The sequence below is a fragment of the Pectobacterium actinidiae genome, from assembly GCF_000803315.1.
Lineage (GTDB): Bacteria > Pseudomonadota > Gammaproteobacteria > Enterobacterales > Enterobacteriaceae > Pectobacterium > Pectobacterium actinidiae.
In genome coordinates, this window is the sequence record NZ_JRMH01000001.1 from 1,459,304 (window position 1) to 1,474,615 (window position 15,312).

Annotated in this window: 13 protein-coding genes and 1 pseudogene; 10 read left to right on the plus strand and 4 right to left on the minus strand. The window is 51.9% G+C overall.

Going from position 1 to position 15,312, the window contains the following annotated elements; all coding sequences use genetic code 11:
- Positions 1–364 precede the first annotated feature (364 nt).
- The 7 genes from KKH3_RS06175 to KKH3_RS06205 all read left to right on the plus strand — a co-directional run bounded on the left by KKH3_RS06175 (position 365) and on the right by KKH3_RS06205 (position 8,093).
- Entirely contained in the window at positions 365–2,269 is a 1,905-nt protein-coding gene (locus KKH3_RS06175) for an FTR1 family iron permease (RefSeq protein ID WP_039357017.1), read from the plus strand.
- 118 nt (positions 2,270–2,387) lie between these two features.
- A complete protein-coding gene (locus KKH3_RS06180) occupies positions 2,388–2,915 on the plus strand; it encodes an iron transporter (RefSeq protein ID WP_010285198.1) in 528 nt (175 codons plus the stop codon).
- Between the two features lie 157 nt (positions 2,916–3,072).
- Complete coding sequence (locus tag KKH3_RS06185; RefSeq protein ID WP_039357019.1) at positions 3,073–4,467, plus strand: Fe-S-containing protein; 1,395 nt, start codon at positions 3,073–3,075, stop codon at positions 4,465–4,467.
- A gap of 2 nt (positions 4,468–4,469) precedes the next feature.
- Positions 4,470–5,759 carry an ABC transporter permease gene (locus KKH3_RS06190; RefSeq protein WP_039357022.1) on the plus strand — a complete coding sequence of 430 codons (1,290 nt, stop codon included), beginning with the start codon at positions 4,470–4,472 and terminating at the stop codon, positions 5,757–5,759.
- Positions 5,749–6,888 (plus strand): ABC transporter permease, encoded by a 1,140-nt coding sequence (locus tag KKH3_RS06195; RefSeq protein ID WP_039357025.1) that lies wholly within the window; start codon positions 5,749–5,751, stop codon positions 6,886–6,888. The genes KKH3_RS06190 and KKH3_RS06195 overlap by 11 nt, the downstream gene beginning before the upstream one ends.
- 4 nt (positions 6,889–6,892) lie before the next feature.
- On the plus strand, positions 6,893–7,609 hold the full coding sequence (locus tag KKH3_RS06200; protein ID WP_039357027.1) for an ABC transporter ATP-binding protein: 717 nt from the start codon (positions 6,893–6,895) through the stop codon (positions 7,607–7,609).
- Positions 7,596–8,093 (plus strand): TlpA family protein disulfide reductase, encoded by a 498-nt coding sequence (locus KKH3_RS06205; protein WP_039357029.1) that lies wholly within the window; start codon positions 7,596–7,598, stop codon positions 8,091–8,093. The genes KKH3_RS06200 and KKH3_RS06205 overlap by 14 nt, the downstream gene beginning before the upstream one ends.
- Positions 8,094–8,132: 39 nt before the next feature.
- Here KKH3_RS06205 and KKH3_RS06210 read toward each other — a convergent pair whose 3' ends face one another.
- On the minus strand, positions 8,133–9,110 hold the full coding sequence (locus tag KKH3_RS06210; RefSeq protein WP_039357032.1) for a DMT family transporter: 978 nt from the start codon (positions 9,108–9,110) through the stop codon (positions 8,133–8,135).
- A gap of 95 nt (positions 9,111–9,205) precedes the next feature.
- Positions 9,206–10,039 (minus strand): AraC family transcriptional regulator, encoded by an 834-nt coding sequence (locus KKH3_RS06215; RefSeq protein WP_039357034.1) that lies wholly within the window; start codon positions 10,037–10,039, stop codon positions 9,206–9,208.
- Positions 10,040–10,525: 486 nt separating this feature from the next.
- Between KKH3_RS06215 and cbl the strand changes: the two genes are divergently transcribed.
- Positions 10,526–11,479, plus strand: a complete 954-nt coding sequence (cbl, locus tag KKH3_RS06220) for an HTH-type transcriptional regulator Cbl (protein WP_039357035.1) — start codon at positions 10,526–10,528, stop codon at positions 11,477–11,479.
- A 58-nt stretch (positions 11,480–11,537) separates the two neighbouring features.
- Here the strand turns inward: cbl and KKH3_RS22430 are convergent.
- Positions 11,538–11,794 (minus strand): annotated as a pseudogene (locus KKH3_RS22430) (IS3 family transposase); the annotation flags it as partial.
- 181 nt (positions 11,795–11,975) lie between these two features.
- Here KKH3_RS22430 and KKH3_RS06225 point away from each other — a divergent pair.
- Positions 11,976–12,455 carry an Hcp family type VI secretion system effector gene (locus tag KKH3_RS06225; protein WP_039326242.1) on the plus strand — a complete coding sequence of 160 codons (480 nt, stop codon included), beginning with the start codon at positions 11,976–11,978 and terminating at the stop codon, positions 12,453–12,455.
- Positions 12,456–12,668: 213 nt separating this feature from the next.
- Here KKH3_RS06225 and KKH3_RS06235 read toward each other — a convergent pair whose 3' ends face one another.
- Positions 12,669–13,364 carry a hypothetical protein gene (locus KKH3_RS06235; protein WP_039357043.1) on the minus strand — a complete coding sequence of 232 codons (696 nt, stop codon included), beginning with the start codon at positions 13,362–13,364 and terminating at the stop codon, positions 12,669–12,671.
- Between the two features lie 605 nt (positions 13,365–13,969).
- On the opposite strand from KKH3_RS06235, the gene gltP reads away from it, so the two are divergent.
- Entirely contained in the window at positions 13,970–15,286 is a 1,317-nt protein-coding gene (gene gltP, locus KKH3_RS06240) for a glutamate/aspartate:proton symporter GltP (protein ID WP_039357047.1), read from the plus strand.
- Positions 15,287–15,312 lie beyond the last annotated feature (26 nt).

The window sequence follows — 15,312 nt, forward strand, 5'->3', positions numbered from 1 at the left end:
ACCGCAGGTAATGCCTTGGATTACAGAGGAAAAATGGCGTTTTTCTCTGTAAATCTGATTGTGGTAATGTAAAGAAATGCCATTATAAGACGAGGGTATCTAACCTTGGGATGAATTATTTAAAACAATGGCATAATTTTTGCCTTGTTTTTTGTGGCGATTTATACCGTTTTTTAGATCGTAAAACCGTATTTTTCTGGGGTTATAGAAATAAAACGGAATTTTTTGGCATTAAGTTAAACCTGAAATCATTTGTTACATACTAAAGTGGTTATTGCTTATATTTTCGTGACGTAAATCAAGACAGATGGCCGCTTCAAAGTGATAATAAGAATAAATATCATTTCTGCTTCATCACTCGCTTATGTCTATCTGGCAAAAAACGCTTCTCGTGTTGTGTTGGCTGTTTAGCTGTTCAGTAGCAGTTGCCGCCACCGATTACGCCTCATTTATTCAAGATATCGAAACCCGGCTGGATAAAACGGCTCAGCTCTATGAGCAACAAAAGCCGGATGAGGCTCGTACCGAAGTTCAGATGGCCTATTTTGAGGTGTTTGAAAACCTTGAAGGCCCCATCCGCATCAATATTTCCGCGCAAAAAAGCTATCAGTTAGAGGCTACATTCGGTGAAATTCGCCGCATGATTGGCGAAGGGAAGCCGCAGGCCGAGGTACAGGCAAAAATCTCCTGGCTGAAGGGCGAGCTGGATGCCGTTCTGCCCGTGCTGTCAGAAGGGCACAAGCTGGTCGCACAGGAGCAGCACGGTGCTTATGACAACACGGATATTGCGCCGTACTGGCAGCAGAGTTTCAAAATTATCGATGACCAACTCGCGCAGGCCGTGACGGAATATCAGGCTGGAGACTACAAAAAAGCCAGCCAGAGCGTGCAGTTGGCGCACTATCAGGGCTTTAAAAACTCTGAAATGGAGATGTCGGTCAGGCAGAGTCGCTCAGCGCAGCAGGCGGCCTCCATTAATCAACAATTCTCCGCGCTGATTACGTTAGCCAGCCAACCCGATCAACTGACGGATGTCGCCTATCGGGTCACCACGCTGTTGCAGGATATCGAAGATGTCTTGCCTGGATTGCCAACCACGCGTGACAGCCAGCAGGCGACGGCAACCCCTGCCGCGAATGCCGATACGAGTGCCGTGCCGGATGCGAACTGGGCGAAAGTCGCCGACGATATTAATCAGGCGATTGCTGCGGCAATTGCGCAGTACCGTCAAGGCCAGGTCAAACCTGCCATTATGGCGGTGCAGGATACCTATTTCGATCTGTTTGAAGCCACCGGCATGGAGAACAAAATTGGTTCTCGCGATGCGGCGTTCAAATCGACGCTGGAAGGCTATTTCACCCGTTTGGTGAGCCTGATGAACGCCAAACAGCCTGCGGAGCAACTGCAAGGGCAGGCCGATGCGTTGCAGCAGGAACTGGCGAAGGCCGTGACCATGCTGGGCGACGGCGGTGAAACCCACTGGAGCCTGTTGATATACAGCCTGCTGATTATTGTGCGTGAAGGTCTGGAAGCCTTGCTGATTGTGGCCGCGATCGTGGCCTATCTGGTGAAAAACAATCAGCAGGACAAACTGCCGCTGATTCGCCAGTCGGTTTACGTCGCGCTGCTGTGTAGCGTGATTACCGCCGTCATTTTCCAGCTCGTGTTCACCAATTCCGGTGCCAGCCGTGAGCTGCTGGAAGGCATTACGATGCTGATCGCCGTGGTGATGCTGTTCTTCATGAGCTACTGGCTGCTGTCCAAAGTGGAAGCGCGGCACTGGAAGGCCTATCTGGAAGGTAAGCTGTCCCATTCGCTAAGCAGCGGTTCCATGATCGGCCTGTGGTTAACCAGCTTTCTGGCCGTGTATCGCGAAGGCGCGGAGACGGTGCTGTTCTATTACGCGCTGGTCGGTGATGCCAGCAACATGGCGGGACACCTCTCTATTTTGGCTGGGTTTGCCATCGGCTGTGTGATCCTGCTGATCGCCTACTTCGTGATGCGCTACACCATCGTCAAACTGCCACTGAAGCCGTTCTTCATGTTTACCGGCTGCTTTATGTACCTGATGGCGTTTGTGTTTGCGGGGAAAGGCGTGTTGGAACTGATCGAAGGCAAGCTGTTTGAACCGACGTTGCTGACCGGCGTGCCGGAAATCAGCGGGTTGGGGATTTATCCTTATGTGGAAACGCTGATTCCACAAGGTGTGCTGGTGGTCGCGGCGTTAATCGCCCTGTGGGTGATGCGGCGCAGAGCGTCTGCCGTCTGATAAGAAGGCATCCGACGTTAATGTAATACTGGAAGCAATAAGAGCAGCAAATAACCATAACAACCCCAATCGCTTAGCGAATTAAGCGCAGGGGACGACTGAGATGAGGATGGGTTTGATGAATATGCAAAAAAGTCTGATTGCGGGTGCCGTTATTGCCGGTATTTTCACTGCACCTGCCGCGCTGGCGTTTAAAGAATATCCAGCGGGTGAGCCGGTTTCCATGAACGAAATGGAAATTGCCGCCGTTTATCTGCAACCTATCGACATGGAACCGCGTGGGATGGGCCTGCCTGCCGCGAAAGCGGACATCCATCTGGAAGCCGATATCCACGCCGCTGAAGGCAACAAGAATGGCTTCGGTGCCGGTGAGTGGATGCCGTTCCTGACCATCGCTTACACCCTGACCAACACCGACACCGGTGCGAAACAGGAAGGTACCTTCATGCCGATGGTTGCCAGCGATGGCCCGCACTACGGCGCGAACATCAAAATGATGGGCGTGGGTAACTACAAAGTGACGTACCACATCGATCCGCCATCAAAAGCGGGTATGCACCGTCACACCGATGGTGAGACGGGCGTAGGCCGCTGGTGGAAACCGTTTGATGTCAGCTTTGACTTCAAATACGTCGGTTTAGAATAAGGTCTTCTGTCCGCGAGGTTCTGTCGCGGCCATGTTCACGCCTCTGCGGGTACACAGTTGTTGCCTGTAGAGGCGGTGATTTTCCGGCTAGCGTGCTGATGCCACCCGGCATTGCGCTCAACCGACGCACCTGCAACTCGAAAGGTGACGGGTATATATGAATTTTTTTATCACGACCCTCCAATCCTTCCTGCCGATAGCGCTATTACTGGGGCTGAACTGGAGCCATCGTTCTACGCCGACGGTCAGATCGCTCGGTTGGATCACCCTGCTGGCGCTGTTTGTCGGGACGTTTATTGGCGTACATTTTCCTAACGGGCAAGCATTTCTGCTGGGATTTACGGCGCTTCAGGCGCTTGCCTTGATCCTGTTTCTGGTCTGTCAGTATTTTTCTCACCCGCGTCTTGGCTATTTGTGGCAGGCGCTGTTGGTGGCGGGAGCGGCGGTGCATTGGGGCAATGATCCCAATCTGACCGCGCTGACGACCACTCATGTCGTGAATACCGATCTGCTGCTGAATTTCAGCGCCGTGCTGCTGGCGTTTGGCTGGCTGGCGTTCTGTGCCGCGCTGTGCGGCATGATTGCGCGCCGCATTCGTTTACTGCGTTGGCCGCTTCTGGCGCTGTTGGTTGCGCTTCTGCTGTTGCCGATAAGCGGCAATCTGCTGCTGCTGTTGATGAAATTACAGGCGCTGGGGCTGACCAAGCCGCGCCTGAGCTATGTGGCGCACGTCACCAACAGCGCGTATTTATTAAATTACCTCAGCGCCTTGTTCATGGCGGTGTTGGTTGCCGGGCTGGTTTGGCCGCTGCGGCATGCGCGTCGCCAGATGCTGGCTACACATGAGGCGATTGAAAAGCGTAAAGCGACAGCAGGCTATCGCACGCTGCGCCGCATGCTGTTGTCGACGGTCACTGCGCTGTTGGTGGTGGTGTTGGCCCAGCTTTATTGGGATAAGGTCGCCTCGCAGCCGCCTCGTCTGTCGGAAGCACAGCCCGTGACACTGGCGGCCGATGGCAAAGTACATATTCCGATTGAGCAAGTGCGTGATGGCAAGCTGCATCGCTTCGTGTGGATTGCCGATGACGGCAAGGCCGTGCGCTTTTTCATCATTAACCGCTATCCCGATCGCTTGCGTCTGGGCGTGGTGTTTGACGCCTGCTTGCTGTGCGGCGATCAGGGCTATGTGATGGAAGGCAATCAGGTGATTTGTGTCGCCTGCGGCGTGCATATTTTCATTCCTTCTATCGGGAAGGCGGGCGGCTGTAATCCGGTGCCGATTGAAGGCTGGAGCAACGACGATAATGAGCTGGTGATTGGACGAGCGTCATTGGCGGCAGGCACGAATTACTTCTCGACGGTGGTGTCGATGGACGTTATCGATCCGGTTGATGGATCCAAACTCACCAACGTGAATGCCGAACATAAATATCGCTACGGCGGTAAAACGTACTTCTTCTCGTCGGAGGCCAACTATAACCGCTTCCGCGAAAGTCCCGCGAAATTTGCCACAGCCAAAGCGGCGGCTGGCGAGCAGGCTGAGGAGGAATAATCATGCTATGGCGACTGTTACGTCAGTCCTGGCGCAGAAATATTCGGCGTAAATCGCTGGCGGTGCTCACCGTGTTTTTGGCGGCGGGGCTGATCTCCGCGCTGCTGGCGGTGTCCATCGACATCGGCGATAAAATGGCGCGCGAGCTGAAGTCCTACGGTGCGAATATTTTGATTGAGCCAGCAGGGCAAGCGGCGCTACCCGCGCTGTTTGGCGAACGCAGTAATCCACTGGAAGGGCAAGATTTCCTCGATGAAGCCGAGTTGCCGAATATCAAGGATATCTTCTGGCGCAATAACATTGTCGGCTTTGCGCCGCTGCTGAGCGGTGATGTCGAGATCAATGGTCAGCCCGTTGCCGTGTTGGGTACCTTCTTTTCTCAGCCTGTTGCGGTGCCGGATGAAGAAGACTATCGCACGGGACAAATGACCGTTAGCCCTTACTGGCAGGTGGCCGGGCAGTGGCCGCAGGAACCCATAACGACGGAAAATGTGGCGCAAACGCTGGTGGGAAAACAACTGGCGGCGCAAACGGGCTGGAAAGTCGGGGATAAACTCGCGTTGCACGGTGCAAAAGGGGACGCGACGGTAGAGGTGAGCGGCATTCTGAGCAGCGGCGGTGATGAAGAAAGCCGTTTAGTGATGCCGCTGGCAACGGTGCAATCGCTGCTGGGGCTGGCGGGTAAAATTCAGGCTATCCGCGTGTCGGCGCTGACCGTGCCGGAAAATGAACTGTCGCGGCGGGCGCGGGAAAATCTGGAAGCGCTGAATGCCGAAGAGTATGACCTCTGGTACTGCACCGCATATGTCTCTTCGATTGCTCACCAGTTGGAAGAAGCGATTTCTGGCTCGGTGGTGCGTCCTATCTGGCAGGTCGCCGCGTCGGAAGGCGTGGTGATCGACAAGATCCAATTGCTTCTGGCGGTGGTGACCTTCGCCGCGCTGGTAGCGGCCGCGATGGGGATTGCTTCGCTGATGACGAGCACCATTATGGAACGAGCCAAAGAGATCGGGCTGATGAAAGCGCTAGGGGCGCGCCAGTGGCAGATCATGCTGCTGTTTTATCTCGAAGCCGCGCTGAGCGGTCTGGCCGGTGGTATCGTAGGCTGTGTTGCAGGCTGGGGGCTGGCGAAAGCTATTGGCCTGATGCTGTTCGGCGTACCGTTGAGTTTTGCCTGGATCGTTATCCCCTGTGTGTTGGTGATCTCAATGCTGATCGCCATCATCGGAACGTGGTTCCCGGCGCGCCGGATCGCCAAACTGTATCCGGTGGAGGTGCTGTATGGGCGCTAATGGCTGGATGAACAGTATGTTCTGGCGGCTGGTGTTCCGTGCGTTGCGACTGCGTATGCAGCGCGTCAGTGTCGTGTTCGCGGCGCTGATGGTCGGGGCGGCGATTGTGACAGCGATGTCCGCCGTCTATTTCGATATTAACGCCAAGATGAGTCAGGAATTGCGCACTTTTGGCGCGAATTTTTACATCGGTCCGGCGCGGGGCAATACGATTCTACAGAGTACGTTTCAGCCGATCATCGACAACGCACCCGCTGGGTTGATTAATGCATCCAGCCCTTATCTGTACGGCATGGCACGTACGGAGCTGGAAAAAGTGGTGCTGATGGGCGTGTGGTTCGAATCGCTGAGGCAGTTGGCACCGTACTGGCAGGTCACGGGTAACTGGATTGGCGTGAGTTTCGATGACCGCAATGCGATGATCGGCGTGAAACTGGCGGAGCGGTTGAACGTTAAAGTCGGCGACAGCATCACGCTGGTGGGCGATGGCGGGAAGCAACGTTTGCAGATTAAAGGCATTGTGGAATCGGGTGATGCGACAGACAACATGCTAATCGTGAATCTGGAGCTGGCACAAAAGTGGCTGGATAAAGAAGGTGCGATCAGTAATGCCCTGCTGAGCGTCAGTAACGATCTGGGGCAGGTCGATCGCTTTGCCGCACAGCTCCAGCAGCAATATCCGCAGTTGGAGATCCGCCCGATCCTGAAGGTGTCGGCGTCGGAAGGCCAGGTACTGAATAAAATCAAAGGGCTGATGGGGCTGGTATCGGCGGTGATCCTCGTGCTGTCTTCCCTGTGTGTGAATACCACGCTGATGGCGATTGTCGGTGAACGCGCGCGCGAATTTGCGCTACAGAAGGCGCTGGGCGCGAGCGGACGAGACATCATCCGGCAGATGCTGGCGGAAACCGGCATCATCGCACTGGCAGCCGTGTTATGCGGTTCGCTGTTGGGGTATTTGCTGGCACAGGTGCTGGGTATGGCCGTATTCAACGCAACGATTTCGCTGCGGTTACCGGTGTTCCCGCTCACGCTGGGGCTGTCGTTACTGGTTGCTGCCGTCGCGGCAGTGGTTCCTACCCGGCGGGCGATCTACGTTGAACCAGCCAAAGTCTTGAAAGGAGAGTAGGTCGATGTCTGTAGAGGTGAACGCGCAGGAAAGGGCGCAGGCAGCGGAGGCGGTGATTGAAACTCGCCAGCTCTATAAACGCTTTGGTCAGGTTACCGCGCTGGAAGATATCAATATCCGCATCGCACGCGGCGAATTTGTTGCGATCATGGGCGCGTCCGGTTCCGGTAAAACCACGCTGATGAATATTCTTACCTGTCTGGATACGGTGAGCGAAGGGCAGGTGTTGCTGGACGGTATCGATGCCGCTGGGCTGGATGAGGAAGGCCGACGTCAGTTCCGTGCCGATAAAATCGGGTTGGTATTCCAGCAATTCCACCTGATTCCGTTTTTGACTGCGCTAGAGAACGTGATGTTGGCGCAGCACTACCACAGCGTGGTGGATGAAGCGGCGGCGCAGCGCGTGCTTGAGCAGGTTGGGCTGGCGCATCGCGTCGATCACTTACCGAGCCAGCTTTCCGGCGGAGAGCAGCAGCGTGTCTGTATCGCCCGTGCGCTGGTGAATGAACCTCCGGTGATTTTTGCCGATGAACCGACGGGAAATCTGGATGAAGAGAACGAACGACGGGTGCTGGATCTGCTGAAAGATCTGCATCGGCAGGGTCGCACCATTGTGATGGTGACGCACAATCCTGAATTGGGGCGGTTTGCTGACCGTATTATCCGCCTGCAACACGGCAAGTATTTCGGTGAAGAGGTTAATCATCATGAGATGGCGTAACGGTATGACCGCACTTTGCCTGCTGGGCGCACTGGCGTTGAGCGGCTGTAAGGAAGAACAGGTTAGCGTCGGGGCGCAGGCACCGGCGCTCGCCGCCTACGATCTGGCGGGGCAGCAGGTAGAGCTGTCGCGCTGGCAGGGGAAAAGCGTCTATCTGAATTTCTGGTCATCAGGCTGTGGTGGCTGCATGGTTGAAATGGGGGCGCTGGAGAAGTTGAGCAAGGAGTACGGCGATAAAGTGGTCGTTGTGGCGGTGAACACCGATCCTGACGGCGTGGATATCACTTCAATGCTGGCACACCATAACGTGACCTATCCGGTGGTGCGCGATCAACTGGGTATAACCAAAGAGCGCTATCAGGTCAGCGGTACGCCAACGTCATTTATTATTGATGCGAACGGCAAGGTGACCGACCAGCATCAAGGGGCAAGGGATGAAGCGCAACTGACCGAGCTGTTTCAGAAGCTGGCAAGCCGGACATAAAGACGACCGGCTTATTTCCACAGCATGTCCGGCGTGCGTTTACTCTGCCCGTGAAACCGGCACCTGAACTTCCACAATCACCGGTTCCGGTTTCACCCGCATGGCGTAAATCACCCCGACAATCAGGCAGGTGATGCCGCAGAGCGTCAACAGCGGCGGCCAGGATTGTCGGATGATGAAGGCATAGGTCAGCCCCGCCAGCGTTTCAAACACAATCAGCGGCCCTACCAGTACCGTCGGCAGACGCTGGCTGGCTTCGTTCCAGAACAGCGTACCGATCCACGAACAAAACAGCCCAATCGCCAGCATCAGCGGGATGAAGACCTCAGGCCGTGGACCGAACGGCTGTGTAAAGGTGCTATCCGTTAGCGCCAGATAGCTGCCCACCACGATATAGCCCAACAGCGCCAGCGGTAGCGTGACTAGCCCCTGCGCTGTGGCCCAGGTGGTCGGCGTATTGCCTTTGTGGTCGCGCAGCCAGCGGGCGTTACGTAGCGGATACCAGGTCCAGCAAATCACGGCGAGAAAAGCCATCACAATGCCGCTGGCATAACGCCATAAATCGAATGTGGCCGTGCTTCCCTTCAGCTCTGCAATATTGACGCAGACCAATCCCGCCGCAATCAGCAGCAGCGAGGGCAGCAGCCGACGCCAGGCTACGTGGCCATCATGTTTGCTGTACAACACATTTGCGGTGACAGAAATTACCACGGGCAGGGTGCCGATAATCATCGTCGAGATCGGGGCACCTGTGCGCTGAATCGCGCTGGCGAGCAGAAAGTAGTACAGCAGATTACCGATAATCGTGAGCTTCGTGGCTTCCAGCCAGTCGCTGCGGGTTAACTGGCGCAGACGGCGGCGATCGAGCCACGCCAGCGGTAAGGCAATCAATCCAAAAGCCAGATAGCGTCCGGTGGACTGCAAGGCAGCAGAGTAGTCCGGTACGAGCAACGGCCCAACGAAAATCAGTCCCCACATCAACCCGGCAGCAAGCGCAAATAAAACACCGATCAGCATGATAAACCCGTTTGTTCACAATAGTGCATCGCCCCAGTCTAGGGAGAGTCGGTAACGAATTATTGTAGGATATTGCTGTTTGTCATCGGCGACGGCTAGCGCTGGAGCGGATACACCTGCTTTTGGTAGCGAATGGGCGTGACGCCATAGCGCTGGGCAAAGGTGCGAGTCAGATGCGCCTGATCGGTTAACCCGACGGCGACGGCGACATGGGCAGCGGGCATACCGCGCGTCAGCATCTGTTTGGCTTCATACAGCCGAATCGCCATCAGCATCTGGTGGGGCGTGACGTGAAATTGGGCTTTGAACTGGCGCAGGAAGTGGTACGGGCTGAGGGAAACCAGTGCCGCCAGCTCTTTTAAGGTAACCGTATGGGCGAAGTTTTCCCGTAAGTAAGCCTTCACCACATCAAAGCGATGGAACGGTTCAATAATCTGACGCTGTGCAATACGCGCGTGAGGCCGGAAAAGCGCAATCAGTGACAGCAGCAGGCTTTCACTCGCTAAGGGATCGGTCGTCTGCCACATGGCGGCCAGCGTCATCGCCAGTTGACGTGCCGTAGCGGGATCGTGGCGCACAACGTCAGTAAACCACCAGCCTTTCTCACCGGAGATGTTCTCCAGCACATCGGGTGGGATGTAGATCATGCGATAGCGCCAGCCATCTTCCGTCGCGGATTCCCCGGTGTGCAGCTCATCAGGGTTCATCAGAACTAACGAATCGACAGGCGCAATATGCTTGGCACCACGATAGCGAAATCGCTCCGCGCCGTCGTCGATGGTGCCGATTCCGAACGCCTCATGCGTGTGCGGCTCAAAGGCATAACGGCAGATATGTGCGTGGTAAAGCTCAATGCCGGGCAACGTCGGCAAATGCCGGAACTGGGCATAGTCTCTTTCATCGGTAAAGTGTTCCGGTACGCCCTGCATGCTGCCACCTTTTCTCTGATTCTGACCGCCATCATAGCAGTGATATACCCGTAATACTTCAAGTTGCATGTGCGTTGGCTACGTTCACTCACCCGAATCACTTACTTGTGTAAGCTCATCGGGATTCCCTCTCTTGCCGCCTTCCTGAAACTCGAATTATTTGGGGTATAGCACATCAGCTTGAAGCCGTGCGTCCTATTTAGCTTGAGAAGAAATATGGGAAAAAGAGAATAAAAGCGCGGATACAAATAGATCAGAAAGGTATAAATCATAGCGAAATGGTTGATTGGCGGCGTGCGTGGGACAAAAGTGATTCTATTTAACTATTTGATTTTAATGTTTATGTCTATTCCTTGTTAGGTAAGTCCATGTGGCAGACATACCGTTAGTATAAAAAAATATAATCAACTCCATTTGCTTATTTGTTCTGGCTCTCATTACTTGCATCAATATTGCTATCTGTAATAAAGAACAAGGGAGTGAAAGGTGAACTTTCAGCAACTGAAGATTATTCGTGAATCAGCACGGTGCAATTACAACCTGACCGAGGTGGCGAATACGCTGTTTACCTCTCAATCCGGCGTGAGTCGCCACATTCGCGAGCTGGAAGAAGAGCTGGGGATTGAAATCTTCATCCGTCGCGGCAAACGTCTGTTAGGCATGACCGAGCCGGGAAAAGAACTGCTGGTGGTAGCAGAACGCATCCTGAATGACGCCAGCAATATCCGGCGGCTAGCGAATGTTTTCACCAATAACGATACTGGTCAGTTGGTGATCGCGACAACGCATACGCAGGCGCGCTACAGCCTGCCGCCGGTGATTAAAGCTTTCCGCTCGCTGTATCCACAGGTGCGTCTGGTGCTGAATCAGGGTACGCCGGATGAAATTGTAGCGATGCTCCATTCCGGTGAAGCCGATATCGGTATTGCCAGTGAGCAGTTGATTAACGATCCCTCGCTGGCGGCGTTCTCCTACTATCGCTGGCACCATTCGGTGATTGTGCCGGAGCACCATCCACTGACGCAGGAACCCGTTATTACGCTGGAAATGCTGAATGCGGAGCCGCTGATTACCTATCGTCACGGCATTACCGGTCGTTCTCGCTTGGATCGTGCATTCCAGGCGGTGGGGATGTCGCCGGATATTACGCTGAGTGCACAGGATTCGGATGTGATTAAAACCTATGTCGAACTGGGGCTCGGGGTGGGGATTGTGGCCGATATGTCATACGATCCCGTGCGCGATAAAGGGCTGGTGCGCTTGAATGCCGAGCACCTGTTTGAAGCTAACACGGTCTGGCTGGGACTGAAAAAGGGTCAGTTACAGCGTAACTATGCCTGGAAATTTATTCAGCTATGTAATACAGAACTGTCGCTGGATGACATTAAAGATAAGGTGTTCTCGGATAACGATGAAGCAGTGATTGATTACCAAATCTGATTGATGACACGTTTTCCTAACCCGATGCCCAGCCAGCGTTTTTTCTGACTGGGCAGGGTTTTACTTGTTCGACATACAAGCCTTTTTCACGACAATATTCGCTGAGTTCAGCTTCATTTACACTCGCCGTTTCAATCACGGTAGCAAGCTTTGCTTCTGCCGACCAATGCTCTGGGTGGATTTATTTCCGGGCACAGGGCGACCTTCTTGTTTGCCTTTATTGCGCTAATTATACAACGTTTGCAGACTAATCCTTTCACTTCTTGCCACTTCAGCAATAGTCATGTTTAAAGGAGGCAGCAATTTACCTAAGATCGCTTGTTTACGTTAGCGAGGCACAATCAAGCCTTAACGCCCCAATTGGTTAAATGTTAAGTAGTGACAACTATCCTGCTAGAGGGCGTGTTTTAAAACCTTACCTGAGAGAGTATTATATCCATGCAATAGGAAATACGGCTCTGAACCGTAGAATGGAACTTCTTTGTATGGAGACATAATGTCCAATCTTATTTATCTTAGCGTTACTGGGGAAAAACAGGGACTGATATCAGCAGGATGTTCATCTCTGGACTCTATTGGCAATAAGTATCAATCGGCACATGAGAATGAAATTTTTGTTTATGAGTTGGTGAACAACATTAGTCGGGAAGAGAATATTTCAATGCTTCCTGTAGAAATCCGAAAGCCAATTGATAAAGCCACGCCATTGTTCGCTCAAGCAATCAATGATAAGGAAAAGCTGGAGTGCATTTTTTCGTTCTACCGAACGGCGCAGTCTGGTGGAAATGAACTTTATTTTAAGATGAAGCTTCGGGATGCACTTATCAGCAATATCCGCTTTTTCTACCCTAATTCACTAACACATAATGAAGTTCAGCCACAGGAAAGCGTATCATTCAAGTTTGCTTCTATTGAATGGGAGCATGTTATTGCAAGAACAAGTGCTTACATGCTTTGGCAGAATGTAGCCTACTAAAATTATATTAAAGGCCGAATTATTTTCGGCCTGATTTTTTTGAAAAGAATTTTATGTCTACATAAATGATAATAACAATTGAAAGAAGAGTCAACTTACCCCAATGATCAGGGATGAATTCGTAGAATAAAACCCCAAAAACAATCATTAATGCCATCGTGGTATAGGTGTTAATAAACTCTTTAACGGCATAAGAAATTATTTTTTTTAAGCTCATTTTTTTAGAATTCCGTTTATTGCTTCTGTGATATCGATTTTGTCATAGGGATTTTTGGGCACGTAGGGAGACAGGCGCTCTTCAAATACGAAGTATAACATCTCAACCTGCATAGCATAGAGAGACCAGTATAGCTCCGGACATACGTCATGCAGGTGCCGTGCAGACATTGCCGCCTTCTGAACTTTCCCATGAAATGTGAGAGCACTCAGCCCTATCAGCGAGTATTTATTAATCGTTCTGCGAATGGATAGTGAAAAATTCAACGAAGTGGCAATATGCTTTGCAAGCAGATAAGCGACTGACATTTTTACTGCCCGGCTTGTTGCGAACTCTGATGCAACTGATACTCCTAATATGGCTTTAGCTATTAATTTTTGCTCTCTTTCTTCAGTATCTTTTAAAAGTATTTTAAGATACTCTATTAGCATATCTATTATTACATCTTTTCTCTTGTATATCTGTTTAATAGCCAAATACATTCTTTCATTTTCAGATTTTAGTTGCTGGCAGTCAGAATTATATTTTTCTATAAAACAGGATGAATACCATGTTGCTCTTTCTATGCCACTGTATAAGTCATCACCAATTTTTATTGTATTATCTTTAATTTTATCTGCCATACTGTCCAGATGAGTGGCAAGAACTCTGTCAGATTCCATTTTGTATTTTAAATATTCTGATAATTGCATGTTACATCCCTTTTATTAGGCTATTCCTCTCCCTTTACACATGTAGTTTACCCGAATAATTGGCGATATTTCAATATTTTTGCTTGACTAGTGATTTTTATTCTAATAATTACGGTGTGAAGGTGTTGCTTTTTGAGAAAATGCGACAATATATCCTAATATAAGTAAAATTTAGTGGTTGGAGGATGTGATGAAAAAGTCCGTAGCTGTAAAACTACGGGCTGATGTTTTCCCTCTGGGCAGGGCTTTTCCTTTCGATTTCGTCGCGGTTTCTTGCGCCGCGATGCCTGCCGTTTTCTATGCTCGATTCAGCATAAGTATGGTTTATCGTGCCGATAATCTGCTTGATCTGAACGTGCTGCGATAGTAACATCCTTGACATAACAATAACTTATTTCTGTATTTTTGTTAGGTGATACAAATACTTGTGCGTTTTTATTGAATAATTATGTTAACGATTTTGGTATCACAATAGAAAACTTACTCTAATCAGACATCCTTCTCACTAGTCAGTCACCTCCACGTTGATTTTTCGGTTCGCATTGCGCCGGAGTCGCGCTAGCGCCATGTTTGTAATGGCGGGGAGTTTAAAACGGAAAATGACGATGAAAACACAAAAAATCAGCCTTGCCTGGCAAATCCTTATCGCATTGGTTCTGGGTATTGCTCTCGGTGCCGTGCTGCATGAACAGCAAGAAAGCCGCCAGTGGCTCATCAGCAATATTCTTAGCCCTGCGGGCGATATCTTTATCCGCCTGATTAAAATGATTGTTGTCCCGATCGTGATCGCGACGCTGATTGTCGGGATCGCAGGCGTAGGGGATGCTAAAAAGCTCGGACGCATCGGCTTCAAAACCATCCTCTATTTTGAAATCATCACGACAGTGGCGATTATCCTTGGCATCACGCTGGCTAATGTCTTCGAGCCGGGTCACGGCATCGATATGTCGACGCTGACCGCCGTTGATATTTCGCAGTATCAAAAGACCACCGAGCAGGTGCAGAGTGGTTCGCACAGTCTGGTAGGGACGGTGTTGTCGCTGATCCCGCCGAATATTTTTGCGGCGATGGCACACGGCGAAATGCTGCCGATTATCTTCTTCTCTGTGCTGTTTGGTCTGGGGCTCTCTTCATTGCCGAAAGATCACCGTGAGCCGCTGCTGAACGTCTTCCGCGGCGTGTCGGAAACCATGTTCAAAGTGACGCACATGATCATGCGTTACGCACCCGTTGGGGTGTTTGCGCTGATTTCCGTCACGGTTGCTAACTTCGGTTTTGCGTCGCTGTGGCCGTTAGCCAAGCTGGTTATGCTGGTTTATGCCGCGATTTTCTTCTTTGGGCTGGTGGTGCTCGGTATTGTCGCACGCCTGTGTAAGCTGCGTATCACCATCTTGATCCGTATCCTTAAAGATGAACTGATCCTCGCGTACTCCACCGCCAGTTCCGAAACCGTGCTGCCGCGTATCATCGAAAAAATGGAAGCCTATGGCGCACCGAAGTCGATTACCAGCTTCGTGGTACCGACCGGTTACTCCTTTAACCTCGATGGCTCTACGCTGTACCAGAGTATTGCGGCGATCTTCATCGCACAGCTCTACGGCATCGAACTGTCGATTGGGCAGGAAATCGTGCTGGTGTTAACGCTGATGCTGACGTCTAAAGGCATTGCCGGCGTACCCGGCGTGTCGTTTGTCGTGCTGCTGGCGACGCTAGGCAGCGTCGGTATTCCGCTGGAAGGTCTGGCGTTCATTGCGGGCGTCGACCGTATCCTCGACATGGCGCGCACGGCGTTGAACGTGGTGGGGAATGCGCTGGCAGTGCTGGTCATTGCCAAGTGGGAAAACCAGTTCGATGAACAGAAAGCACTGGCCTATGAACGTGAGCTTAAAGGGATCAGCACGGAGCCAGTCCAGCAGGGATAATCCCGGACTAGTTTACATAGCCTATG

Coding starts and splice junctions, on each gene's coding strand:
- KKH3_RS06175 (WP_039357017.1), top strand. CDS start 365: ATGTCTATCTGGCAAAAAACGCTTCTCGTGTTGTGTTGGCTGTTTAGC.
- KKH3_RS06180 (WP_010285198.1), top strand. CDS start 2,388: ATGAATATGCAAAAAAGTCTGATTGCGGGTGCCGTTATTGCCGGTATT.
- KKH3_RS06185 (WP_039357019.1), top strand. CDS start 3,073: ATGAATTTTTTTATCACGACCCTCCAATCCTTCCTGCCGATAGCGCTA.
- KKH3_RS06190 (WP_039357022.1), top strand. CDS start 4,470: ATGCTATGGCGACTGTTACGTCAGTCCTGGCGCAGAAATATTCGGCGT.
- KKH3_RS06195 (WP_039357025.1), top strand. CDS start 5,749: ATGGGCGCTAATGGCTGGATGAACAGTATGTTCTGGCGGCTGGTGTTC.
- KKH3_RS06200 (WP_039357027.1), top strand. CDS start 6,893: ATGTCTGTAGAGGTGAACGCGCAGGAAAGGGCGCAGGCAGCGGAGGCG.
- KKH3_RS06205 (WP_039357029.1), top strand. CDS start 7,596: ATGAGATGGCGTAACGGTATGACCGCACTTTGCCTGCTGGGCGCACTG.
- KKH3_RS06210 (WP_039357032.1), bottom strand. CDS start 9,110: ATGCTGATCGGTGTTTTATTTGCGCTTGCTGCCGGGTTGATGTGGGGA.
- KKH3_RS06215 (WP_039357034.1), bottom strand. CDS start 10,039: ATGCAGGGCGTACCGGAACACTTTACCGATGAAAGAGACTATGCCCAG.
- KKH3_RS06225 (WP_039326242.1), top strand. CDS start 11,976: ATGTCCAATCTTATTTATCTTAGCGTTACTGGGGAAAAACAGGGACTG.
- KKH3_RS06235 (WP_039357043.1), bottom strand. CDS start 13,364: ATGCAATTATCAGAATATTTAAAATACAAAATGGAATCTGACAGAGTT.
- gltP (WP_039357047.1), top strand. CDS start 13,970: ATGAAAACACAAAAAATCAGCCTTGCCTGGCAAATCCTTATCGCATTG.